At 54.3% G+C, this 22951-nt stretch carries 25 protein-coding genes; 10 read left to right on the top strand and 15 right to left on the bottom strand.

Annotation, left to right across the window (positions count from 1 at the left end; all coding sequences use genetic code 11):
• Nucleotides 1–19: 19 nt before the first annotated feature.
• Both cfa and punC read right to left on the bottom strand, forming a co-directional pair.
• On the bottom strand, nucleotides 20–1168 hold the full coding sequence (gene cfa, locus PYW49_RS01260; RefSeq protein WP_059312064.1) for a cyclopropane fatty acyl phospholipid synthase: 1149 nt from the start codon (nucleotides 1166–1168) through the stop codon (nucleotides 20–22).
• A 298-nt stretch (nucleotides 1169–1466) separates the two neighbouring features.
• The gene (gene punC, locus PYW49_RS01265; RefSeq protein WP_320385400.1) at nucleotides 1467–2666 is read right to left on the bottom strand and encodes a purine nucleoside transporter PunC; all 1200 of its coding nucleotides are present in this window, start codon (nucleotides 2664–2666) and stop codon (nucleotides 1467–1469) included.
• Nucleotides 2667–2781: 115 nt separating this feature from the next.
• Between punC and punR the strand changes: the two genes are divergently transcribed.
• Nucleotides 2782–3693 (top strand): DNA-binding transcriptional activator PunR, encoded by a 912-nt coding sequence (gene punR / locus PYW49_RS01270; RefSeq protein WP_320385401.1) that lies wholly within the window; start codon nucleotides 2782–2784, stop codon nucleotides 3691–3693.
• Nucleotides 3694–3710: 17 nt separating this feature from the next.
• On the opposite strand, the gene purR is transcribed toward punR, so the two are convergent.
• Nucleotides 3711–4736, bottom strand: coding sequence for an HTH-type transcriptional repressor PurR (purR, locus tag PYW49_RS01275; protein ID WP_047348803.1), 1026 nt, complete (start codon nucleotides 4734–4736; stop codon nucleotides 3711–3713).
• Between the two features lie 297 nt (nucleotides 4737–5033).
• Here purR and cydH point away from each other — a divergent pair, with 297 nt between their 5' ends.
• Nucleotides 5034–5123 carry a cytochrome bd-I oxidase subunit CydH gene (cydH, locus tag PYW49_RS01280; RefSeq protein WP_014831618.1) on the top strand — a complete coding sequence of 30 codons (90 nt, stop codon included), beginning with the start codon at nucleotides 5034–5036 and terminating at the stop codon, nucleotides 5121–5123.
• 163 nt (nucleotides 5124–5286) lie between these two features.
• Nucleotides 5287–6453, top strand: a complete 1167-nt coding sequence (locus PYW49_RS01285; RefSeq protein ID WP_320385402.1) for an MFS transporter — start codon at nucleotides 5287–5289, stop codon at nucleotides 6451–6453.
• 38 nt (nucleotides 6454–6491) lie between these two features.
• Here the strand turns inward: PYW49_RS01285 and sodB are convergent, their stop codons facing one another.
• Together sodB and PYW49_RS01295 are read right to left on the bottom strand one after the other, a co-directional pair.
• Nucleotides 6492–7073, bottom strand: a complete 582-nt coding sequence (sodB, locus tag PYW49_RS01290; RefSeq protein ID WP_023311353.1) for a superoxide dismutase [Fe] — start codon at nucleotides 7071–7073, stop codon at nucleotides 6492–6494.
• A 122-nt stretch (nucleotides 7074–7195) separates the two neighbouring features.
• A complete protein-coding gene (locus PYW49_RS01295) occupies nucleotides 7196–7969 on the bottom strand; it encodes a C40 family peptidase (RefSeq protein WP_134350015.1) in 774 nt (257 codons plus the stop codon).
• A 338-nt stretch (nucleotides 7970–8307) separates the two neighbouring features.
• On the opposite strand from PYW49_RS01295, the gene grxD reads away from it, so the two are divergent.
• Entirely contained in the window at nucleotides 8308–8655 is a 348-nt protein-coding gene (grxD, locus tag PYW49_RS01300) for a monothiol glutaredoxin 4 (protein ID WP_003832760.1), read from the top strand.
• Nucleotides 8656–8699: 44 nt separating this feature from the next.
• Here the strand turns inward: grxD and rnt are convergent, their stop codons facing one another.
• The 5 genes from rnt to eptA all read right to left on the bottom strand — a co-directional run bounded on the left by rnt (nucleotide 8700) and on the right by eptA (nucleotide 13373).
• On the bottom strand, nucleotides 8700–9350 hold the full coding sequence (gene rnt / locus PYW49_RS01305; protein WP_134350016.1) for a ribonuclease T: 651 nt from the start codon (nucleotides 9348–9350) through the stop codon (nucleotides 8700–8702).
• Between the two features lie 95 nt (nucleotides 9351–9445).
• Nucleotides 9446–9853, bottom strand: a complete 408-nt coding sequence (gene gloA, locus PYW49_RS01310; RefSeq protein ID WP_013096923.1) for a lactoylglutathione lyase — start codon at nucleotides 9851–9853, stop codon at nucleotides 9446–9448.
• 103 nt (nucleotides 9854–9956) lie between these two features.
• The gene (gene nemA, locus PYW49_RS01315; protein WP_134350017.1) at nucleotides 9957–11054 is read right to left on the bottom strand and encodes an alkene reductase; all 1098 of its coding nucleotides are present in this window, start codon (nucleotides 11052–11054) and stop codon (nucleotides 9957–9959) included.
• A gap of 52 nt (nucleotides 11055–11106) precedes the next feature.
• The gene (locus tag PYW49_RS01320) at nucleotides 11107–11706 is read right to left on the bottom strand and encodes a TetR/AcrR family transcriptional regulator (protein WP_320385403.1); all 600 of its coding nucleotides are present in this window, start codon (nucleotides 11704–11706) and stop codon (nucleotides 11107–11109) included.
• A gap of 41 nt (nucleotides 11707–11747) precedes the next feature.
• The gene (eptA, locus tag PYW49_RS01325; RefSeq protein WP_320385404.1) at nucleotides 11748–13373 is read right to left on the bottom strand and encodes a phosphoethanolamine transferase EptA; all 1626 of its coding nucleotides are present in this window, start codon (nucleotides 13371–13373) and stop codon (nucleotides 11748–11750) included.
• 149 nt (nucleotides 13374–13522) lie between these two features.
• On the opposite strand from eptA, the gene PYW49_RS01330 reads away from it, so the two are divergent.
• The 3 genes from PYW49_RS01330 to sodC all read left to right on the top strand — a co-directional run bounded on the left by PYW49_RS01330 (nucleotide 13523) and on the right by sodC (nucleotide 15306).
• Nucleotides 13523–13762, top strand: a complete 240-nt coding sequence (locus PYW49_RS01330) for a DUF1289 domain-containing protein (RefSeq protein ID WP_134350020.1) — start codon at nucleotides 13523–13525, stop codon at nucleotides 13760–13762.
• A 48-nt stretch (nucleotides 13763–13810) separates the two neighbouring features.
• Nucleotides 13811–14707 (top strand): aldo/keto reductase, encoded by an 897-nt coding sequence (locus PYW49_RS01335; RefSeq protein WP_134350021.1) that lies wholly within the window; start codon nucleotides 13811–13813, stop codon nucleotides 14705–14707.
• Nucleotides 14708–14787: 80 nt separating this feature from the next.
• On the top strand, nucleotides 14788–15306 hold the full coding sequence (gene sodC, locus PYW49_RS01340) for a superoxide dismutase [Cu-Zn] SodC (protein WP_094917650.1): 519 nt from the start codon (nucleotides 14788–14790) through the stop codon (nucleotides 15304–15306).
• Here sodC and PYW49_RS01345 read toward each other — a convergent pair.
• The 3 genes from PYW49_RS01345 to PYW49_RS01355 are packed head-to-tail and all read right to left on the bottom strand — an operon-like array spanning nucleotide 15285 to nucleotide 18417.
• Nucleotides 15285–17318, bottom strand: a complete 2034-nt coding sequence (locus tag PYW49_RS01345; RefSeq protein ID WP_320385405.1) for an FUSC family protein — start codon at nucleotides 17316–17318, stop codon at nucleotides 15285–15287. The two genes, sodC and PYW49_RS01345, sit on opposite strands and share 22 nt — an antisense overlap.
• Complete coding sequence (locus PYW49_RS01350; protein ID WP_320385406.1) at nucleotides 17318–18178, bottom strand: HlyD family secretion protein; 861 nt, start codon at nucleotides 18176–18178, stop codon at nucleotides 17318–17320. The genes PYW49_RS01345 and PYW49_RS01350 overlap by 1 nt, the downstream gene beginning before the upstream one ends.
• A gap of 2 nt (nucleotides 18179–18180) precedes the next feature.
• Nucleotides 18181–18417: a DUF1656 domain-containing protein gene (locus PYW49_RS01355; RefSeq protein WP_320385407.1), complete on the bottom strand. Its 237-nt coding sequence runs from the start codon at nucleotides 18415–18417 to the stop codon at nucleotides 18181–18183.
• 186 nt (nucleotides 18418–18603) lie between these two features.
• On the opposite strand from PYW49_RS01355, the gene slyA reads away from it, so the two are divergent.
• Nucleotides 18604–19044 carry a transcriptional regulator SlyA gene (gene slyA, locus PYW49_RS01360; protein ID WP_024909359.1) on the top strand — a complete coding sequence of 147 codons (441 nt, stop codon included), beginning with the start codon at nucleotides 18604–18606 and terminating at the stop codon, nucleotides 19042–19044.
• 34 nt (nucleotides 19045–19078) lie between these two features.
• Here the strand turns inward: slyA and PYW49_RS01365 are convergent, their stop codons facing one another.
• Both PYW49_RS01365 and slyB read right to left on the bottom strand, forming a co-directional pair.
• Nucleotides 19079–20440 (bottom strand): GGDEF domain-containing protein, encoded by a 1362-nt coding sequence (locus PYW49_RS01365; protein WP_320385408.1) that lies wholly within the window; start codon nucleotides 20438–20440, stop codon nucleotides 19079–19081.
• Nucleotides 20441–20639: 199 nt separating this feature from the next.
• Nucleotides 20640–21107, bottom strand: coding sequence for an outer membrane lipoprotein SlyB (gene slyB / locus PYW49_RS01370; protein ID WP_047348789.1), 468 nt, complete (start codon nucleotides 21105–21107; stop codon nucleotides 20640–20642).
• A 255-nt stretch (nucleotides 21108–21362) separates the two neighbouring features.
• Between slyB and anmK the strand changes: the two genes are divergently transcribed.
• Together anmK and mliC are read left to right on the top strand one after the other, a co-directional pair.
• Entirely contained in the window at nucleotides 21363–22487 is a 1125-nt protein-coding gene (anmK, locus tag PYW49_RS01375; protein ID WP_320385409.1) for an anhydro-N-acetylmuramic acid kinase, read from the top strand.
• A gap of 93 nt (nucleotides 22488–22580) precedes the next feature.
• Nucleotides 22581–22904: a C-type lysozyme inhibitor gene (mliC, locus tag PYW49_RS01380; RefSeq protein ID WP_134350026.1), complete on the top strand. Its 324-nt coding sequence runs from the start codon at nucleotides 22581–22583 to the stop codon at nucleotides 22902–22904.
• The last annotated feature ends 47 nt before the right edge of the window (nucleotides 22905–22951 follow it).

Genomic DNA, 22951 nt, shown 5'->3' on the forward strand with positions numbered 1-22951 from the left:
GATATCCGGGGTTATTTTTTTAGCGTGCTACGCGCAGCCCGTGTTCAATCCCACGGCTGAATACCACCTGCCAGAGCTGAATATCCCGCGCGCGAAACGCCCCCGCGCAGGCATTCAGGTAATAGCTAAACATCCGTTTGAATCGTTCAGAATAGTTGTCCGCAATCTCTGGCCAGGCCTCCTGAAAACGGGCATGCCATGCCATCAATGTGGTGTCGTAATCGGCGCCAAAGTTATGCCAGTCTTCCATAACGAAATGGGATTCACTGGCGTTGGCAATCTGGCGAACGGACGGTAAACAGCCATTCGGAAAGATGTATTTGTTGATCCACGGGTCAACGTTATTGTCGGTCCGCTTAGAGCCGATGGTATGCAGCAGGAAGATACCGTCCGGTTTTAAATTACGGTCCACCACCTCAAAGTAAGTGTCGTAGTTTTTCGGCCCCACGTGCTCAAACATGCCCACGGAAACGATACGATCAAACTGTTCGTTAAGGTCGCGGTAATCCTGCAGCCGGATATCTACATCGAGACCCTGGCAGCGCTCTCGCGCCATTTTTTGCTGTTCCGCTGAAATCGTGACGCCGACGACGCTGACGCCGTAGTGCTTCGCCATAAAATACGCCAGCCCACCCCAGCCGCAGCCAATATCCAGCACACGCATACCGGGCTGTAATTGCAGTTTCTCGCTAATCAGACGCAGCTTAGCCTGCTGAGCCTCTTCAAGCGTCGATGCGTCTTTCCAGTAGGCGCAGGAGTACTGCATGAAAGGGTCCAGCATACGGTTGAACAGGTCGTTGCCAAGATCGTAGTGTTCTTTGCCGACGATCCATGCGCGTTTTTTACTTTGCAGATTAAACAGTCGGGCAGAGGCGACACGCAGGGTGTCTTTCAGATTGCGGGGGAGTTGATTTTCCAGACCGGCACGCAAAACGCTGGCGAAAAAGATATCCAGCCGTTCGCATTCCCACCAGCCGTCCATATAGCTTTCTCCCAGTCCTAACGATCCCTCCCGCAACACGCGTTTAAAAAAGTCGGGATGTTTGACCTGGGGATCGGATGGCGAAGATCCGTTGATAGTGATGCCTGCGCGACCCAACAGTTCACTGACGATCCGGGACCAGTTATCGTCCGGAACGCTGACTTCTTCTATACACGATGAACTCATAGCTTCTCCATCACCCTACTGTGATCAGAACCTTAAAACAGCGTAGACGCTTTTTTTGGTTTGTGAGAAATCTCACGGTAAATACCGCGAGGCTAGTATCCGACGTAGAACAGAGGAAGGGAGATAACCCTTGCCGAAATGCCTTCCATGGTAAAACGGGAGCACTCCGGCTCCCGTTAACACTTAATATTTATCGTATTTAATCGAACCAAATTTAGTATAGGCCTCAAAATTTGGTGATTCAATAGAAAATTCTTAGCAACCTAATCACTGAAAATTAACATGATTTCTGGCGCGATTATGCATGTGACGTTTCAACCTGAGCGCGGTTATCCTGCTCACGCTGCGCGGAGGCCTGCATACGATAGCCCATCACCGCCAGCGCAACGGTTACCAGCATCACGCTGGTGGTGGTCAGGAGCGGCGTGGCAATCAGCGCGGAGACCACCAGGCTTGCCAGGAAGCACAATCCCAGCTGCAGGGTGTTTTGCAGCGCGGCGGCGCGGCCAGTCGCCTGCGGGAATGGACGGAGTGCCTGTGCCACCACAATCGGGTAAATCGCCCCGTTCGCGACGGCCATTACGCAGAATGGAATCAAAATTTCAGCCAGACCGGCGCCCGGAATAAAGCCAACGGCCCAGGTCCCGATGACGCTTAACGCATAGAGCACCAACAGCCATGGCAGCATCTGCTGACCTTCCCATTTTTGCAGTGCCGCGCGACAGCCGTACCCACCCACCAGGAACGCGATGGTTTGCGGAACATAGCTTAGACCGATGGCCGCCGGGCTGTATCCCATATCGTGCAGAATGAATGGCGAGCCGGTGAGCCACGCGAAGAAGCTCGCCGAGCAGGCGGCATAGATCAGGACATTGCCGCGATACGCTTTGGTGCTCAGCAGGGAGGTGAAGGTAATCGGGTTTGCGTCAGCATCCGCCTCTTTTTTATGCGCGGGTTTGAGGGCAAACGCGGGCAGCATCAGTACCAGCGTGATGGCAAACAGCGTGGCAAAAATGGCCTGCCAGTCAAAATGTGCGAGGATCCAGCTACCCAGCAGCGGAGCAAGGGCAGGTGAGAGACCCACGAGCGGCATTATGGTGGCGAAAATACGGTTTGTGCGGTTAGCCGGGTAGTAGTCGGTGACCAGCGCCTGCCAGGTCACGGCCGCGGCACAGACGCCCACAGCCTGAATAAAGCGCAGCACCAGCAGCCAGGTGGCGTCGCGTACCCATAACATCCCCAGGCAGCCAACGGCAAAAATGGCCAGACCCAGCAGTAATACTGGTTTACGACCAAAGCGATCCGAGAGTGGTCCCCAGAGCAGCTGTGCGAAAGCAAAACCGGCTAGGAACAAACTCAGGCTGGCGCTGATGGCCGCGGCAGGCGTTTGCAAATCTTCCTGCATAGCGGCGAAAGCCGGCAGGTACATATCGGTGGCCAAAAAGCCCAGCACGCTTAAGCCGCCGAGCCAGACTAAAAAACCTTTCCTGGGTTGCATTATTTTATTCTCCTTAAGGAGGCAGGTGTACGTTGGCGCTGAGTGTAGGGAGTGCAAAGCCGCTTGTGAAACGCTAATATTTGGCGGGTGCATTCAAAAATTTTGCAGGCAGAAAATGTGGTCAGATTATTCTCTTGAAGTAGTCGATGCTGTCGCGCGTAACGGCAGCTTTAGCGGTGCGGCGCAGGAGTTGCACCGCGTCCCTTCGGCTATCAGCTACACCGTGCGTCAGCTTGAGGAATGGCTGGCGGTTCCGCTGTTTGAACGGCGACATCGTGATGTGGAATTAACGCCCGCAGGCGCGTGGTTTTTAAAGGAAGGGCGTTCTGTTATCAAAAAAATGCAGATCACCCGTGAACAGTGTCAGCAGATCGCTAACGGCTGGCGAGGACATCTTTCCATCGCGGTGGATAACATCGTTAAGCCGGATCGCACCCGGCAAATGCTCGTCGATTTCTATCGTCATTTCTCTGATGTCGAGCTGCGGGTCTCGCAGGAGGTGTTCAACGGCGTCTGGGATGCGCTGGCGGACGGCAGGGCAGAGATGGCGATTGGCGCCACGCAGGCGATCCCGGTCGGGGGGCGGTACGCCTTCCGAGATATGGGCATGCTGAGCTGGAAGTGCGTGGTGGCAAGCGATCATCCATTGGCGGCGATGGAAGGGCCGTTGAGCGACGATACATTACGCAACTGGCCGTCTCTGGTGCTGGAGGATACCTCGCGTTCATTGCCCAAGCGTATCACCTGGCTGCTGGATAACCAGCGGAGGGTGGTGGCACCTGACTGGGAATCGTCGGCAACGTGCCTCAGTGCCGGACTGTGCGTCGCGATGGTGCCCGTTCATTTTGCGCGCCCCAGAATCGATACCGGAGAATGGGTTGAACTGACGTTGGAGAATCCATTCCCGGATGCGGCCTGCTGCCTCACCTGGCAGCAAAGTGACGTCTCGCCCGCCATGGCGTGGCTTCTGGATTATCTGGGAGACAGCGAAACGCTTAACCGGGAATGGTTACGGGAGCCAGCGTAGCTGGCCCCGTAGAGCGATTAACGACGGTAGTCGCGGAACGGACCATCCGCTACGGAACGGCGTTCGATAAGGCGCGGGTGAACTTCAATGGACTGCGACTCTTCACGTTTGTTGACGATCCTGTCCATCAGCATATTGAAGGCCGTTTCGCCCAGCGAATCTTTCGGCTGGTGAATGGTGGTCAACGCTGGCGTGAAGTAACGCGCGTTACGCACGTTGTCATACCCGATCACGGAAATATCCTGCGGTACGCGCAGACCCAGTTCATCGGCTGCGCAGAGCGCGCCCATGGCCATGATGTCACCTCCGCAGAAAACGGCGGTCGGACGGTGCTGCTGGGAGACGATCTGCTGCATTGCGCGGTAGCCCGATTCCGGCTCAAAGTCACCCTGCACGATCCAGTTTTCCGGCACGTTGATCAGCGCTTCTTCCATCGCTTTCATGAAACCGGCCAGACGGCCCGCGCCGGTGTTGCGCTCCAGCGGACCCGGGATCACGCCAATCTCGCGGTGACCGCGTTCGATCAGGTAACGACCGGCCATATAGCCGCCTTCAAAGGCGTTATCGATGACGGAATCGGTGAAGTCCGCGCGCGCTTCGCCCCAGTCCATCACCACCATCGGAATATGGCGATACTCTTCCAGCATCGACAGCACGGATTCCGGATACTCGGAACACATCACCAGCAGACCATCAACGCGCTTTTGCGCCATCATCGACAGGTAGGCGCGCTGTTTTTCAATGCTGTTCCACGCGTTGCCCAGAATCAGGGTATAGCCTTTCTGGAAGCAGTTTTTCTCTACCGCTTCAATGATTTCGGCAAAATAGGCCGCTTCACTGCTGGTTGCCAGCAATCCAATGGACTTGGTGTGATTAACCTTCAGGCTACGCGCAACGGCACTTGGCGAATAGTGCAGCTCTTTGATCGCTGCCCAGACGGCATTGCGCGTCTCTTCCGCTACGAAGCGGGTTTTGTTAATAACATGTGATACGGTTGTAGTGGAAACGTTTGCGCGTTTTGCTACGTCTTTAATTGTTGCCATTAAATGTCACTCCAGACCATATCCTAAGCTCCTGAAAAACTTGAAGGTAAACGTTTGCCTTCTCTCACCCTTATTTCGCAATGTTGAGTTGCGGCACGCCGGGAAAACGACACGGGACGTCAGGAGGGGGTCAATGGCCGGTACGCTAATAAATTTAGCGTGGAATTTTGTCCTATCTTGATGAAAAGGGGAAGAGGTAAAGTGGTTATCAGTTTAAATCCAGGAAGATTTTTGACGTAAACTGTGCAAAAATGAGCAGGCTCACTTTTCGTGGGGGGATTAAAAGGAGAAAAATTGATGAGTTCCGATCTGAAGTTTTCGCTGTTCACCACCATTATTGTGCTGGCTCTGATTGTCGCTGCTGGTCTGACGGCTGCGCTGCACTGATTTACGCGGAGGGAGAGCGTTCTCCCTCCCGATCGCCCCGATTGTTACTTCTCATGCAAAAATCTTTTGCCATTTTGTTAACTTCTCATTTTTTGTGATTGATGTCATGCTTTCTGCTTCTTTGTTCTGTGTCACCACATGACACGGCATCCGGAGTTGACGCATGAAAATCAATTTTCCCCTGCTGGCCCTGGCGATTGGCGCTTTTGGGATTGGCACCACTGAATTCTCCCCGATGGGGTTACTGCCTGTTATTGCCCGGGGTGTGGACGTTTCGATCCCTGCTGCAGGCATGTTAATCAGCGCCTACGCTATTGGCGTAATGGTAGGGGCGCCGCTGATGACGCTTCTGCTTTCGCACCGCGCGCGTCGCAATGCGCTGATTTTCCTGATGGCGATTTTCACCCTGGGCAACGTGCTTTCCGCCATTTCGCCGGACTACACCACACTGATGCTGTCACGCATTCTGACAAGCCTTAACCACGGCGCGTTCTTTGGGCTGGGGTCGGTTGTGGCGGCAAGCGTGGTACCAAAGCACAAGCAGGCGAGCGCCGTGGCGACTATGTTTATGGGCCTGACGATTGCCAACATTGGCGGGGTGCCGGCGGCAACCTGGCTGGGAGAAGTGATTGGCTGGCGTATGTCCTTCCTGGCGACGGCCGGGCTGGGCGTGCTCGCGATGGTGGCACTGTTCTTCTCCTTGCCGAAAGGCAGCGCGGGGGAACGTCCTGACGTGCGCCGGGAACTGTCGGTGCTGATGCGCCCACAGGTGCTCTCCGCGCTGCTCACCACCGTGCTGGGGGCTGGGGCGATGTTCACCCTTTACACCTATATTTCGCCGGTATTGCATGACATCACCCACGCGACGCCTCTTTTTGTCACCGCAATGCTGGTGCTGATTGGCGTGGGCTTCTCGATTGGCAACTATCTCGGTGGGAAATTTGCCGACCGTTCCGTGAGCGGGACGCTGAAGGGTTTCTTAACTCTGCTGATTGTCATCATGATCGCCATTCCATGGCTGGCACGTAATGAGTATGGGGCCGCCGTTGCGATGGTCGTATGGGGTGCCGCTACCTTTGCTGTGGTTCCGCCGCTGCAGATGCGCGTAATGCGCGTCGCGCATGAGGCGCCTGGCCTCTCTTCTTCGGTCAATATTGGTGCCTTCAACCTGGGTAATGCGCTCGGTGCCGCGGCCGGTGGGGCCGTGATTTCAGGGGGACTGGGGTACAGCTTTGTGCCGGTGATGGGGGCAATCATTGCCACGCTCGGCCTGCTGCTGGTGATGATGTCGGGTCGTAAACAGCCAGAAGCAGCCTGCGCTGCTGAATAAACCAAAAACGCAGAAGGGCGAACCCTTCTGCGTGTCTCTTACGCGGCGAAGTTTTTCGCCACAAAGTCCCAGTTAACCAGCGCCCAGAAGTGCTCCAGGTAGTTCGGGCGCGCGTTACGGTAATCAATGTAGTAAGCGTGTTCCCAAACGTCCACGGTCATCAGCGGCTTAGCGCTGGTGGTCAGCGGGGTACCCGCGTTAGAAGTGGAAACGATAGCCAGTTTGCCATCAGCCTCTTTTACCAGCCACGTCCAGCCAGAGCCGAAGTTCTTGATAGCGGCATCGGTGAACTTCGCTTTGAAATCTGCGAAGCTGCCAAATGCGGCGTTAATGGCGGTAGCCAGTTCACCGGCAGGTTCGCCACCGGCATTCGGTGCCAGGCAGTGCCAGTAGAAGGTGTGGTTCCACACCTGAGCCGCGTTGTTAAATACGCCACCCTCTGAGCTGCGGACGATCTCTTCCAGCGTTTTGCCTTCAAAATCGGTGCCCTTGATCAGGTTGTTCAGGTTGGTGACGTACGTCTGGTGATGCTTGCCGTAATGATATTCCAGGGTTTCCGCAGAAATGTGCGGTGCCAGGGCGTCTTTTGCATACGGTAGTGCAGGTAATTCGAACGACATTGCTTCTCTCCTTATTGTATTTTGCGTTGCCAATAACCACACAGACAACAGGGACAGGATAGCAAATTGAAAGGGTATGCAAAAGAGGAACTTACCCTGCCACGAGCGCGGCAGGGCAGGGGTTAGCGAATGGTTTTTGGCGTCATCACGCGACGCGCGCCGACGTAATGACGTACCCAGTAGTCTTCGCTAAGTGAAGTGATCTGAATATCCTGGCCGCTACGCGGTGACTGGATGAATTTCCCGTTGCCGACATAAACGCCAACGTGGTCAGCTGTACCGCGGCCCTGAGTACGGAAGAACACCAGATCGCCGTTTTCCAGCTCACCACGGTCAACCGGGGAAGCATCGCGCAGATGGTACATCTCATTGGCGGTGCGAGGAATGCGGAACTTGACCAGATCTTTATAGGCGTAATAGACGAGGCCGCTGCAGTCAAAACCGGTACGCGGCGAACTGCCACCCCAGTGATAAGGTTTGCCAATCTGCCCCATCAGTTTGTTCATCGCGGTTTTTTGCGCTTTCTGTACGCGCACTTTATGCACTTCCGCAATTTTCGTGACTTTTGTGCACTTCGCTTTGTGGCCTTTACGCGTGATGCATTTTTCAGTAACGAGGTTAGCGGCGGTTAACGAAGTTTTATTTTTAGCGGTGTGGGCAGTGCGGGAAGATTTGGTTTTCGTCTTGCTGGAAGCTGTCTGTTTAGTCTGTGTGGGTGTTTTTTTCTTGTCGTTCTTAGCGGTGGTTTTTTTCTTACGTTCTGTGGCTTTCACCAGATGGTTTTTTTGTACAGCAGAATGCCGCGCCTGCTGAGAGGCGTTTGCCACTGGCGTGAAAGTGAGTGATGTAAACAGTAAAGCACAGAGCGTGATCGAGATTTTATTTATCCGCGCCACTGGGCAGTCCCCTGATAAATGCAGGTCATCAATAATACCCGCGTGTGATTTACAAAGCCCGTCGATTCTAATCCATAAAAACCCAGAAAGTTAATAGCATTTTTCAATCTACAATCGTGTTTCGTAAGCAAGTGCAAAAAAATCCATCGTTCTGTCGCACATTTGCCCACTCCCTAAGCAAAACCCTGACTGCCGCAGGGGTAAACACCATTTGCAATGCAACTTTTCGTGACTCGGGGTAGAATGTATAAACGTGACAAAAATGTTATTTTCCGATGCCAGTCTGAACCGCTACAATATCAGACGAATGCCGTAACAGAAGTTAAAGGAAGCAAGACATGAGCACCACTATTGAAAAAATCCAGCGACAGATCGCTGAAAACCCGATTCTGCTGTATATGAAAGGTTCTCCGAAGCTGCCAAGCTGCGGCTTCTCCGCACAAGCAGTTCAGGCGCTGTCCGCCTGTGGTGAGCGTTTTGCTTACGTTGATATCCTGCAGAACCCGGATATCCGCGCTGAGCTGCCTAAATACGCTAACTGGCCGACTTTCCCACAGCTGTGGGTAGACGGCGAACTGGTTGGCGGTTGCGATATCCTGATTGAAATGTATCAGCGCGGCGAACTGCAGCAGCTGATCAAAGAAACGGCGGCTAAGTACAAAACTGAAGAGCCGGACGCAGAGTAATTTTCGGCGGAAATAAAAAAGCGACCTGATAAGGTCGCTTTTTTTTATTCTTCGCTGTCGCCCATCGGCAGCGGCCAGCCGCCCAGACGCTTCCAGCGGTTGACGATCTCACAGAACAGCTCTGCGGTGCGCTCCGTGTCGTACAGAGCGGAGTGCGCCTGCGTGCCGTCAAACTCAATCCCTGCCGTGATACAGGCTTTTGATAGCACCGTTTGTCCCAACGCCAGGCCGCTCAGTGCGGCGGTATCGAAGGTCACAAAAGGGTGGAACGGGTTTCGCTTGAGCGAAGCGCGCTCCGCGGCGGCCATGGTGAAGCTGTGATCGAAGGTGGCGTTGTGGGCCACCATGATGGCGCGGCTGCAGTTGCTGTCTTTCATACCTTTACGCACCATTTTAAAAATGGCGTGCAGCGCATCATATTCACTGACCGCACCACGCAGCGGGTTATGCGGATCGATACCGTTAAACGCCAGTGCTTCCGGCTGTAAGTTTGCCCCTTCGAAAGGTTCAACGTGGAAATGCAGCGTGGTGTCCGGTGTAAGCCAGCCCTGTTCATCCATCTTCAGCGTGATGGCGGCAATTTCGAGCAGCGCATCGGTTTTAGCGTTAAATCCGGCTGTTTCTACATCAATGACAACGGGATAAAAACCACGAAAACGGTCGCACAGACCGCTAAATTGAGCGTTATCGGACATCAGGGTCTCTTACATGGGGAAAAAGCAGAGCGCATTATGGCAAATTTTGCAGGGTGATGCAGTAAAACTACGGGCGCACGTTGCGCCCTGAGGGATCAGTTGCCCAGACCGCGACCGGCATCTTTGGCTTCAATCAGCTCGATTTTGTAACCGTCCGGATCTTCCACGAACGCAATCACGGTGGTGCCACCTTTTACCGGGCCTGCTTCGCGTGTGACGTTACCGCCGTTGCTGCGAATGCGTTCACACGCTTCAGCCGCGTTGTCCACTTCCAGCGCGATGTGACCGTATGCCGTGCCCAGCTCATAGCTGTCAACGCCCCAGTTGTAGGTCAGCTCGATAACCGCTTCGTCCGTTTCCGGGCCGTAACCCACGAACGCCAGCGAGTATTTGTATTCCGGGTTTTCGCTGGTGCGCAGCAGTTTCATACCCAGTACGTTAGTGTAGAAATCAATCGAACGTTGCAGATCGCCAACGCGCAGCATGGTGTGAAGTAGGCGCATAATTTCCTCATTAACCTGTGGAACAGACTGTTTTTTTTTTGAACAGAAACGATGTTTTAGTATAGCGGCGAAGTGTCGCCGCTATCAATGAACAATGGCGAGATTACAGAGAAGGGTAGTCGGTGTAGCCTTCTGCGCCGCCGCCGTAGAAGCTTTCCGGACGCTGCGGGTTTAGCGCCGCTTTCTGCTGCAGACGGGCAACCAAATCCGGGTTGGCAATGTAGTCGCGACCAAACGCGACGGCATCGATCAGCCCTTTATTAATCAGATCGTCGGCTTTCTCTGGGGTATAGGCCCCCGCACCGATGATCACGCCGTGGAAACGTTCGCGCACTTTCTGACGGAAAGCTTCAGTGTAAGGCTTACCGCCGGCCCAGTCCGGCTCGGACATGTGCAGATACGCGATACCGCGTTTCGCCAGCTCTTCAATCAGATAGAGCGCGTCGGCTTCTTCATTTGGACCATTGTCAACATTCTGGAAAGAACCGATTGGGGAAACGCGAATGCCGATACGGTCCGGGCTCCACTCCTGGCAAACGGCGTCAACCACTTCCAGCACCAGGCGGGCACGGTTTTCGACGCTGCCGCCGTACTGGTCTGTGCGGTGGTTAGACGACGGCGACAGGAACTGGTGCAGCAGATAGCCATGAGCGGAGTGCAGCTCAACCAGGTCAAAACCGGCTTCGCGTGCGTTAGCCACGGCCTGGCGGAAATCGTTAACGATACCCGGTATTTCATCCAACTCCAGTGCACGTGGCATAGAGGTATCCACGCGGATCGCATTACCGTTTTCATCACGCAGAGAAGTACGGGTATTTGCACTCAGGGCTGAAGCGGAAACCGGAGCCTGACCGCCTGGCTGAATGCTGTTGTGAGAGATACGACCGGTATGCCACAGCTGGACCGCAATACGACCCTCTTCAGCGTGGACGCCCGCGGTGATTTTCTGCCATGCAGCAATCTGTTCCGGGCTATGAAGACCCGGTGCACCTGCGTAACCCTTAGCCTGTGCAGAAATCTGCGTGGCTTCGGTGATGATCAGGCCAGAGCTGGCGCGCTGACGATAGTATTCACCCATCAGTGGGGTTGGGATATCACCCGGCTCAATGCTGCGCAGACGGGTAAGCGGAGCCATGAACACGCGGTTTGGCGCCGTGACGGCACCCACTTTCAAGGGGGTAAAGAGTTTTTCAGCTGACATAAAGACTCCTGAGTAGACCAGTCGACTAGTAATGAGTTAAAAAAAACGCCTGCTATACGCCAGGCGCAGTAATGATGTTTTTCACATGTGTCAGTGCGCTTTCCAGCGGCACGGCACTGCGCGAAATTTTTGCCTGCAGGTTAGCGCCTAACCAGAGCGCATATAACACCTGCGCCTGGGTTAACGGCTCGCCGGAAAAGGCCAGCGTTTTTTCATCGCGGCCTTTCTCCAGCGCCTGGGCCAGCAGGGCGATAACACCGCTGGCACCTTTATCCATCGCTGTACGCATATCTTCTGAAAGATCGCACACTTCGGCAGACAGTTTGACCGTCAGGCATCCGCTGATAATGCCCTGCTGGCAGAACTGGTTCAGCGTTTCCTGATAGTAATTCAGAACACGATCGCGATAGTTACCTTCACCCGAGGCAAAGTGGGTCGCCAGACGCTGGTGATAGCCAGCGTAATGACGTTCCAGCATTGCCACGCCAAAAGCCTCTTTGGACCGGAAGTAGTGATAAAACGACCCCTTCGGTACTTCGGCGGTTTTTAACAGTTCGCTCAACCCCATACCGGTAAACCCGCGATGCATGCAAAGCCGCTCGCCGGTAGCCAGTAAATGTTCGCGGGTATCGTGTTCAGTATTTCTGCTCATGGCCGCACTCTAATAGACCGTTCGGTCTAATGCAAGCGAGTTTACTGACGGCATGCGCTCAGAATATCCAGCTGCTGTTGATAAACCTTTGATTTCACGTCCATCATACCCAGTACGGTCGAGAACAAATTGTCCTGGGAAACCGCATTTTTTGCAGCGTGTTCACGTAAACACTGTTCGCTGATGCCAAAGTTTTTCGCATAGTCCGGGGACAGCCAGAACATAAACGGAATGTGGGTTTGCTGCTCCGGCGCCAGCATGTACGGCGTACCGTGCAGGTAAATACCGCTTTCGCCCAGTGACTCACCGTGATCCGAGAGATAAATCAGCGCGGTGTTCATGCTTGCCTGGCGCGCTTTCAGCGTATCGATGGTTTTACTGACCATGCTGTCGGTATACAGGATGGTGTTGTCATAGGTGTTAATCAGCGCCTGATGATCGCAATCCTGAATTTCGTTGGTATCGCAGGTTGGCGTGAACTTACGGAAATTATCCGGGTAACGGCGATAGTACGCCGGGCCGTGGCTCCCCATCAGGTGGATAACCAGCACCGTGTCCTGCTTCAGACCATCCAGCACGTTGTCCAGTCGGTAGAAATTCACATCGTCAATGCAGGATTTATCTTTGCAGAACTGGTCCAGCTTCCACTGCGTCATGTCGGTATGGGGTACGCGATCGCAGGCACCTTTACAGCCGCCGTCGTTGTCGCGCCAAAGCAGGTTGACGCCCGCATGGTTGAGCACGTCGAGCAGTCCTTCCTGATGGTGAGCGAGATCGGCATCGTATTTGTTCCGGGTCATGCCGGAGAACATGCAGGGAACAGAAACGGCGGTTTCAGTCCCGCACGAGGAGGCCTGCGGGAAGTTAATCACATCCTGCTTTTTCAGCTCCGGGTTGGTTTCACGCCCGTAACCATTCAGAGAGTAGTTCGCCGCGCGAGACGCTTCGCCGATGACAAGCACCAGAACGGTTTTCTTTTGTTGACCGGAAATTAATGGTCCTTTATGGGCATCTTCACCAATCCGCACCAGCGTTTGATCGCCTGCAAACCAGCGCATTTTGCTGTACTTCACCACGGCGCTGACATAGTTCGCCGGGGTCACCATTTTGACGATGCTTTTGTTATTGCGAAACAGCGACGCGTAATCTTTATAAAACAGCGCCGCAATCAGGATAATCACCAGCAGGGCACCGAGCATTGCGGCAACGCGCGTCAGCAGGGCATACCACCATTTTCCGGTACGGATGCGAGTCAACGCCAGCACCACGGAGGGAACGAGACCGGCAAGGGCAATCCACAGAATCATTTGCGGAGTGACCAGGGCGGTCGCTTCCTGAGAGTTGGTTTCGAACACGTTCACAATCATGTTCTGATCGATCACCGCGCCGTAGGTGTACATAAAATAGGTCGCCGCGGCGCAACCGATGGTTAAAACAATCAGCAGCGGTTTACGGATATACGGGATATTGAGTAGGCTAAAGACAATCACCCAGCCGCAAAAAAGTACCAGCGGTACGGACGCGGCAAAGAGGACGTCGTGCAGATGTTCAGGGGCGATAATCGCCCAGCTGCGCTGGATAAACAGCCCATTAATCAACGTAAAGAAGAGTGCACAGCCCAGAGTAAATTTAATGTCGTTACATTGTAACTTTTTGATTAACCACATCGAACGAGAAACCTGTCATTGTAATGATGGGCCGAGTATAGAGAGGGAAGATTAGTGAAACCTTAATGCCATAAATCTGTGGTAAAGCCCTTGCACGTGGCGCGTTTAACGTCTTCACTGTAGGTGAGAGCGGTTATCTGGAGGTGAGTGTGGCAGAGCAGCTGGAGTTTTTCCCCATCCAGAGCCCGTGCCGGGGTATTTGTCAGGTGGATGAACGCGGCTATTGCCGCGGGTGCATGCGTACCCGTGATGAGCGTTTTAACTGGCAAAACTTTAGCGACACGCAAAAACAAGAGGTGCTTCGCCTTTGTCGACAGCGACTTCAGCGCAAAATACGCGCAAACAAAGCCGGTGAGACCGAAGAACCCCAGCAGCCTTCACTTTTTTAACACGGTAATTGCGTATACTCATGACATTACGTCCTTGAGGAAAATGTTATGGTTCAGCGAATTACCCTTGCCCCCCAGGGGCCAGAATTCTCCCGTTTTGTGATGGGCTACTGGCGCCTGATGGACTGGAATATGTCCCCCCTCCAGCTGGCGAGCTTTATTGAAGAGCATATCGATTTAGGTATCACTACTGTCGATCATGCGGATATTTACGGTGGCTACCTGTGTGAAGCCGCGTTTGGCGAAGCCCTCAAGCTGGTTCCGGCACTCCGCGATCGCATGGAGATCGTCACGAAGTGTGGGATTGCCACCACGGCAAAACCAGAACACGCCCTCGGTCATTACATCACCGACAGCGCGCATATCATCAAGAGTGCCGAGCAGTCGCTGGTCAATCTGGCGACCGATCGTATCGACCTGCTGTTAATTCACCGTCCGGACCCGCTCATGGATGCCGATGAGGTGGCGGAAGCCTTCCTGAATCTGCATCAGAGTGGGAAAGTGCGTCACTTCGGCGTTTCAAACTTTACCCCGGCGCAGTTTGCACTGCTTCAGTCTCGTCTGCCGTTCACCCTGGCCACTAACCAGGTTGAGATCTCCCCGGTACACCAGCCGCTGCTGCTGGATGGTACGCTCGATCAGCTGCAGCAGCTGCGCATTCGCCCGATGGCCTGGTCGTGTCTGGGGGGCGGACGCCTGTTCAATGATGATGAATTCCAGCCGCTGCGCAACGAGCTTGAAACTATTGCCCGCGAACTGAACGCTGAGAGCATCGAACAGGTGGTTTACGCGTGGATCCTGCGTCTGCCGTCAAAGCCGCTGCCAATTATCGGTTCCGGCAAAATAGAACGCGTGCGTTCTGCGCTGGCCGCAGAAGAGCTGCAGATGACCCGCCAGCAGTGGTTCCGCATCCGCAAGGCCGCCCTGGGTTACGACGTGCCATAAACCGCCAGAAGGTGACTTTCCGGTGAAATCTTTGCCCCTGGTATACACTTAAGGGGCAAAAAATAACCAGCGGAGGTCATATGAAGCGTTTTGCTCTGGCACTGGTCACGCTGGTTGTTTGCGCAGGGGCGCAGGCAGCCAGCGACGAAGTGGAAATGAATCTCGTCACCTCTCAGGGTGTGGGCCAGTCCATCGGAACGGTGAAAATCACTGAAACCGATAAAGGACTGGAGTTCGCCCCGAACCTCAAAGCACTCCCTCCCGGCGAACATGGTTTCCATGTTCATGCCAAAGGCAGCTGTCAGCCCGCATTAAAAGAGGGTAAACCGTCTGCGGCGGAAGCAGCAGGGGGGCACCTTGATCCACAACACTCCGGAAAGCATGAGGGGCCGGAAGGTATGGGGCATCTGGGTGATTTGCCCGTGCTGGTGGTGAATAACGACGGTAAAGCCACAGAGCCCGTTGTTGCTCCGCGCCTAAAAAAGCTGGATGAGGTGAAAGGTAAGGCACTGATGATCCACGTCGGCGGCGACAATATGTCCGATCAGCCTAAACCACTCGGCGGCGGCGGGGCACGTTATGCCTGCGGCGTGATCTGATCCCCAATTGTTCCCGGTGGCGGCGCCTGTTCCAGCTGCGACAGCGAGCAGTGCAGGCGCCAGATTATCGACGCCAAATCGCGGGCTGCGGGCAGATGATGCCGTGCGAGGGTATCGCAGCTCCGCTGCAGTTCATTCAGCGTGGCTTCCAGCGGTCGCTGCTGGACGCCGCGTTCACTCATCACATCGCGCAGCAGGGAGATACACACATCACGCACCTGCGACAGCGGGTCGGAACGCGTTTCCCACGCGCGAAGCTGCCAGACCACGTGCGAACAGTTCAACAGCACGACGCCCCAGCGCAACAGCCAGCGCCGTGAAAGCGCGTCCTGGCTGTTATTCAGCTGGCTGACGTGGTGATAAACCAGCGATTCATATTCGCTTTCACGCAGATGCGGTTTACGGCTGAGCTGGTCGACAAATCCCCGCCGTAACTCCCGGATATGCCTGCGGCTCTTGCGCGCATCGGAACCGGGACGTAACACCGCGAAAGCGAGCCACGCCAGCCCCACGCCCAGGATCTTCGCCAGGTTGTCATTGAGAAAATCGGCGTAATCATAAACTGGCGGATTCGTCACGGAGATAAACGAGCCCATAAAGACAATCAGCTGTCCCCAGAGACCGGCCAACTTCGGCATTTGCAGCTTCAGAAGCTGCATAGTGGTTAACAGGGGAAACAGGAACAGCAGGAACTGCCACAGATCGCTTATCTGCACCATCAGGCCAAACTTCACCACAAAGCTGAACAGCGACAGCAGCACCAGCGTGCGCAGCAGAAGCGTCAGGGAGTTGAACGGCGAGGCCGCGACGGAGTAAAGCACGCAGCTGATGGCGGCAAGCGTCAGGGCTGCCGTACCGGATTCCCACTGCGTGGTGATGCTCCACGCGCCCACCAGCATCAGCGCACAGAAGGTGCGAAAACCGCTCCACAGTGCTTCCAGATAGTCGGTATGCCGTGCAAGAGCGGGGCTGCCGGGGACGTTGAATTCTGTCAGAGGGGTTGCATTCTCAACCGCATTAATCCAGCGACTGCTGCGCAGGTACAGCCGGCAAAAGTAGTTCAGACGCTGCCAGAAGGCGCGATGGCGGTAGTCGTAGTCATCAACCGGAGCGAGCGGGGCAATAATGCGCGCGACCGTGTAGATATCCGCATCCGGGCGCGCAAGGGCCGCGAGTAGCGTTTCAATCACGGCTCGGGTGCTTTCAGGTGGCGTTGGCCAGTTGAGCAGCATCCGGCGCAGGCTGGAGATAGCGCTGGTCATGCGCAGCTGCTGGTGCAGTAAATAATTAAGCAGGGTGTTCTGACGGCGAAAGCGGTAGTGGCTCCAGAAGGCCTGAATACGCAGCAGATTCATCGTCAGGATCTGCCCGATAACCTTTTCATGCGCGAGACGGATGTCATCGCTGGTATCGGGTTGCCACAGCAGGCTCGCATGCTCCAGCAATCGGGCATGCATTGTTTTCAGCGCGGTGATGAGCGTAGTGCCGTCGGAAGTGCTGGGCAGGATCATCATCATAAAACCGCCGCTGAGGATCCCGACAATCACTTCGCAGACGCGCGCCTGAGCGATATCCCACAGCTCGGTGGTGTCGAGCACGTTAACCACCGGAAAGGCAATAATGGCGGCGGTATAGCCGGCCAGCTGGAAAGCGTAGGCGACGTTATTGGTAAAATGGGCGCAGGCCCAGGTACAGCATCCCAGCCATGTCGCCATGCTCAGCAGGAACAGCCACGGATCGTTTAGCGTATGGCCGGCGATAATCAACGCGGCGGTAGCGCCCAGCAGGCTGCCTGCGATACGGCCAAGGCTTTTACTGATCACTCCGCCGACCGTGGGAAAACTCACCACCGCTGCAGACGTCATCGCCCAGTAGGGTTCATCCAGGTTCAGGTAATAGGCGACGGTCAGCGCAAGACACATGGCAATGCCATTGCGCAGCGCGTAGCGCCACTGGGGACGCGTCGCTTTCAGCCACGGCGTGTTTTGCCAGGAGAAAACCGGCAACTTCATTAACGGGTTCCGATGGCGACGGTGCAGGTGGTGCCGGATACCAGAGTGATGTCCTGCGGTAAACGGTCAAACTCCACGCGAACCGGAACGCGCTGGGCCAGACGCACCCAGGGAACGTTCGGCTTAATGTCCGGCACCAGCCCCGAATCCGTTTCAACGCTTTGGTCGTAAATAGCCCGGCCGATACTGGATACGTGACCCTGTAACTTTTGCGAGCCGCTGTAAAGCGTTATCGCGGCGGGTGACCCTTCGCGGATATGACGAAGTTTGGTCTCTTCAAAATAGCCCACGACATAGAAGGAGTGGCTGTCGACGAGAGCAAAAACAGGTTGGCCAGTGGTGGCATAGTTTCCCACGCGGGCGGAAAGGTTGGTTACCCATCCATCGACCGGGGCGGTGATGACCGTTTGCGTCAGTTCCCACTGAGCCTGTTTTAGCGAGGCTTCGGCAACGTTGACGCTCGCCTGCATGGCCTTCACGTTGATATTCGCGGTGTCTAAATCTTCCGCTGAAATGTAGTTTTGCGATAAATGCCGGCGGCGGTTGGCTTCGTTGTTGGCTTTCGCCAGGTCAGACTGGGCTTTCGCCAGCTGCGCCTCGGCATTCAGGATCGCGATGTGGTACGGGGTATCGTCGATACGGAATAAAATCTCACCCTTTTTAACGTACTGGTTATCCTTAACGAGCAGCGTCGTGATACTTCCCGACACCTGAGGGGTAATACTGACCTGTTCAGCGCGAATTTTACCGTCACGTGTCCAGGGCGACTGCATATAAAAATTCCACATCCACCAGCCCGCAACCAGCGCGAGGGCAAGAACAAACAAGGTGGAAAAGTACTTTAGCGTTTTCAGAGACATATTCACCACACAGTCAAAACGGCAAGGCCCACACAGACGGAGAGGGCAAACAGGGAAAGATCCATCAACATGGGATGCCAGATTTCGCCGGAGTACATCCAGTCGCGAAGCAGACGATGTGCGATGAGCCAGAGAATAAAGCCCACCAGAACGGCTTTAAACAGGGGAGGAAAGTAGACTGACGCACCGAAGATCAGGTCCTGAAGGGGTAACCCCTCTGAGTGATGAAAAAACGTCACAGGCAGAAATCCTTTGCAGTGAACAGAATGCCGCGTTGGCTTGTCTTAGTAGGGTGAAGCATCACAATTCAGTGTAAGTCATACTTTTAAGTTCGATGAATGCAGTATTGCATTTGTTTTGGCAATACAAATGCTGCACACTATTCTAAAATCAGTATAATAACTTAGCAAGCTAATTATAAGGAGATGAAATTGGAATCGCCATTAGGTTCTGATCTGGCAAGGTTGGTACGCGTCTGGCGTGCTCTGATTGACCATCGCCTGAAACCTCTGGAACTCACACAGACGCATTGGGTCACGCTGCACAACATTCATCAGCTGCCGCCCGATCAGTCGCAAATTCAGCTGGCAAAAGCGATAGGGATTGAGCAGCCGTCGCTGGTACGTACGCTTGACCAGTTGGAAGAGAAGGGGTTGATTTCCCGGCAAACCTGCGCCAGCGATCGTCGTGCTAAGCGGATTAAGCTTACCGAGAAAGCAGCCCCTATCATCACTGAAATGGAAGCTGTGATTACCAAAACGCGCGGTGAAATCCTGTCAGGTGTTTCACCGGCGGAGCTGGAAATGCTCATCAGCCTCATTGGACGCCTCGAGCAAAACATCCATGAGCTGCAGTCGCGAGACTGACAAACAATAAGGCCTTGCAGCAGCAAGGCCTTTTTTACTTAAACACGACCACACGGTTACGACCTGTCTCTTTCGCTTCATACATCGCCTTATCGGCATTCTCCACGCACGTTTCCGCGGTTATCGCCGGTGACGTAGCCGTAAACACCCCCATGCTGATGGTGATCGGCTCCGGTAACTGCCCCCCGCTGCTGGTGCTATCAAAGCTGCTCAGATTCAACCGTATGCGTTCAGCCACCTGAAATGCCGCCTCTGGTGAGGTGTTGGTCAGCATCAGAACAAACTCTTCCCCCCCGATGCGGGCTGCGATGTCCTGCGGGCGCACGGAATCCATCAGCAGGTTGGCGACAAACTGCAGGACTTTGTCGCCCTGCAGATGCCCATAGGTGTCGTTGATACGCTTGAAGCGATCGAGGTCGCTGACGATGACGGAAACAGGGCGGTTAGCTTTAGCGATATCCAGCGCCTGATTTAACGATTCATAGAAATAACTGCGGTTATAAAGGCGCGTGAGCGGGTCGCGAATCGAGTTCTGATAGGACTGCTGATATTTTACGTGCGAGTCGCGATACAGCCTGAAGACATCGTAGAGCAGAACAAAAATAATCAGCAGTGTGGCGACCGTTTCAAATAACCGGGCGCGATACCAGGATATATCTTCGGCATGTCCACCCGCTAACAGCATTGATAGCGTGACGATATAGCAGACGCAGAGAAAATTACCGCCCACCCAGAATAAATTGCGCACGCGCGTAACAAACATCAGCGTTGCTAATGTCACTATCCAGAGGACAATTAAAGAAATATTAATGAACTGGCTCCAGAGAACCATAAACTGACGGGTTTCATTATCAACCAGGTCAATGGATAACAATGGTGAATGGCTGGAATAGAGCCAGGCCAGCCCCACTGCGCAGGCGGTAAAGAGAAACGTGCCGCTCACTATTGAGATATGCGCCAGCCGGGAAACGGGATAATCGCGCGTGGTATAGAGTACTGCCGCAATCAGTATCAGCACCGCCATTAAGAGGTGGCGGAACATATAGTAGATCATTGCATCGTTGTAGTTCACGACGTTGAACTGATAGAGATCCAGCCAGGCAGGGAAGCTGGACAGCGTTCCGACCATCAGCAATGCCGAACCGGCAAAGGCGAAAGCGATCGCAATCAGATACAAGCGCCTTCTGTCACACCAGTATTTCATCGCCATAAAACAGGCAATAAACAGGTGAAACACCAGCAAGAAAATGGTGAGCGTAGGGAATAAAAGCGGTGAAAAGGAAGGAACCCATTCAACGAGTTTTAAAAATAGCGTTTGTAATATCCCGATGACAACAATGCAACCGAGGCAGAACGCGATATAACGACTCTTTAGAGAACGACGATTCGCAAGCATATAGGTTTTTGACAAAATTATAATGTATGAAGAGAAGGTAATTGCGAAGAGTCTAATCAATTAGCACAATAAATACTTTGCGCAGAAACAATATACGGCGTGATTAATAATGGATGTGGCGAATGTATTTTGTAAATATATTTGCGAGGGTGATATATATTGTAAATAGATGTGGCCCAACGGCCACATCTACCTTTAATTAACGTGGGGAAACGGTCACCTGGCTACCGTTGCTTGCCAGAACAACGCGCTGGCCTGCAGAGAAGCGGGTATTGCCTTGTTTCTGTACAACCATGATAGTGCTGCCGTCGTCTTTACGAATTTCCAGCTCTACGCCCTGAGTTTTGTTCATCGCACCCTGAACGCCCTGGCCTGCTACACCACCCGCAACGGCACCTGCGGCCGTTGCCAGAGAGCGGCCAGTACCGCCGCCAACGGTGTTACCGAGGAAACCACCCAGAACGGCACCGCCGATTGCGCCCATCACGTTGTTTTCATCGCCACCCTGAATCTGTACAGGGCGTGCGTTAACAACGGTACCGTAAGTCACGTTCTGAACCTGTTTCGCTTCAGAAGCGCTGTAAACGTCGCCAGAGAGTGAACTGTCGTTCACACAGCCAGCCAGAGTTAAACCAATCAGCGAAACGCCCAGTACACGTAAAATCATTTGAATCTCCTGTTCACCAAAAACGCCCCATCGGGGGCATCCGTTATGGCTAAATTATATGGCATAAGGGGCCATAGTTCATATCTTTGCACTAACAATAGGAAAATTGTACTTGAATTTGACTTAACGAGACATAAACAGGATCTGCCCGCGTTACCCGTCTGAGATTGTTAAAAAATATTATCGCCGGATGGCAAAGCGGCGTCGTTTATGGTTGAGTGGATATCCTTAGCCCTCGCAACGTAAGGAAAGCGCATGAAATCGGGTCGCTACATTGGTGTGATGTCAGGCACCAGTCTGGATGGGGTAGATGTCGTTCTGGCCGCCATTGACGAAAATATGGTGGCGCAGCAGGCGAGCCTGACCTGGCCAATTCCCATTTCACTGAAAGAGGATATTCTGAGTATCTGTCAGGGGCAGCAGCTGACCCTCTCCCAGCTTGGACAACTTGATGTCCGCCTGGGGGCGCTGTTTGCGGATGCGGTGCAGGCTTTAATGCAAAAAGAACATCTTCGTCCGCAGGATGTGGTAGCCATCGGGTGTCACGGACAAACGGTCTGGCACGAGCCCGTCGGCGATGCCCCGCACACGCTGCAAATTGGCGATAATAACCAGATTGTGGCGAAAACGGGCGTCACGGTGGTCGGCGATTTTCGTCGTCGCGATATTGCGCTTGGCGGTCAGGGGGCGCCGCTGGTACCGGCATTCCATCAGGCGTTGCTGGCACACCCAGCAGAGCGGCGGATGGTGCTCAACATTGGTGGGATTGCCAATCTGTCGATGCTTATCCCGGGCCAGCCGGTCCGCGGTTATGATACCGGCCCCGGCAATATGCTGATGGATGCCTGGATCTGGCGTCAGTGTGGCCAACCGTATGATAAAAACGCGGAGTGGGCGAGCGAGGGTAAAGTGATTATCCCGCTGTTGCAGTCCATGCTGAGCGATCCTTATTTTGCCTTGCCGGCACCTAAAAGCACGGGACGTGAATACTTCAACTTAGGCTGGCTTGAGCGCCAACTGGCGCCATTCCCGGCGCTCGCGCCGCAGGATGTCCAGACGACACTTGCCGAGCTTACGGCCGTGTCGATCTCCGAGCAGGTGCTTCTCAGCGGCGGGTGTGAACGCCTGCTGGTATGCGGTGGTGGAAGCCGCAACCCGCTGGTGATGGCGCGTCTTGCAGGGCTACTGCCGGGTACCGAAGTGACGACGACCGATGAGGCCGGCATCAGTGGCGATGACATGGAAGCGCTGGCATTTGCCTGGCTTGCCTGGCGAACCATTGCAGGACTCCCGGGGAATTTGCCGTCGGTAACCGGTGCGCGCGAGGCGAGCGTTCTCGGGGCGATTTTCCCGGCCAATCCGCGTCATAATCAGAGTTAACTGAAATTCAGCGCGGCGCGGCATCGTTAGAATGGAATGAAACAGGAGGGCAGGCATGCCCTCCAGGACCAGGAAAGTCTTCGGAATACGCCCATGAAAAAACTTCTTCTTATTGTCGCCCCTTTGTTGCTGTCAGGATGCAGCGTCTATAACCAGCTCCTTGAGCGCATGCAGACCGATACGCTGGAGTATCGCTGCGACGAAAAACCGCTGACCGTGAAGCTGAATAATCCGCGCCAGGAAGCCAGCTTTGTTTACGACAATAAACTGTTGACGCTGAAGCAGGGCATGTCGGCCTCAGGTGCACGTTATACCGACGGTATCTATGTGTTCTGGTCAAAAGGCGACAGTGCCACGGTCTACAAACGCGACCGCATTGTGCTGAACAATTGCCAGCTCGAAAATCCGAAGCGTTGAGATTTTCACAGGGGCGGCGCACAATAGCGCCACCCAATCTCAATGTC

Source organism: Enterobacter chinensis, from assembly GCF_034008295.1.
Taxonomy (GTDB): domain Bacteria; phylum Pseudomonadota; class Gammaproteobacteria; order Enterobacterales; family Enterobacteriaceae; genus Enterobacter; species Enterobacter chinensis.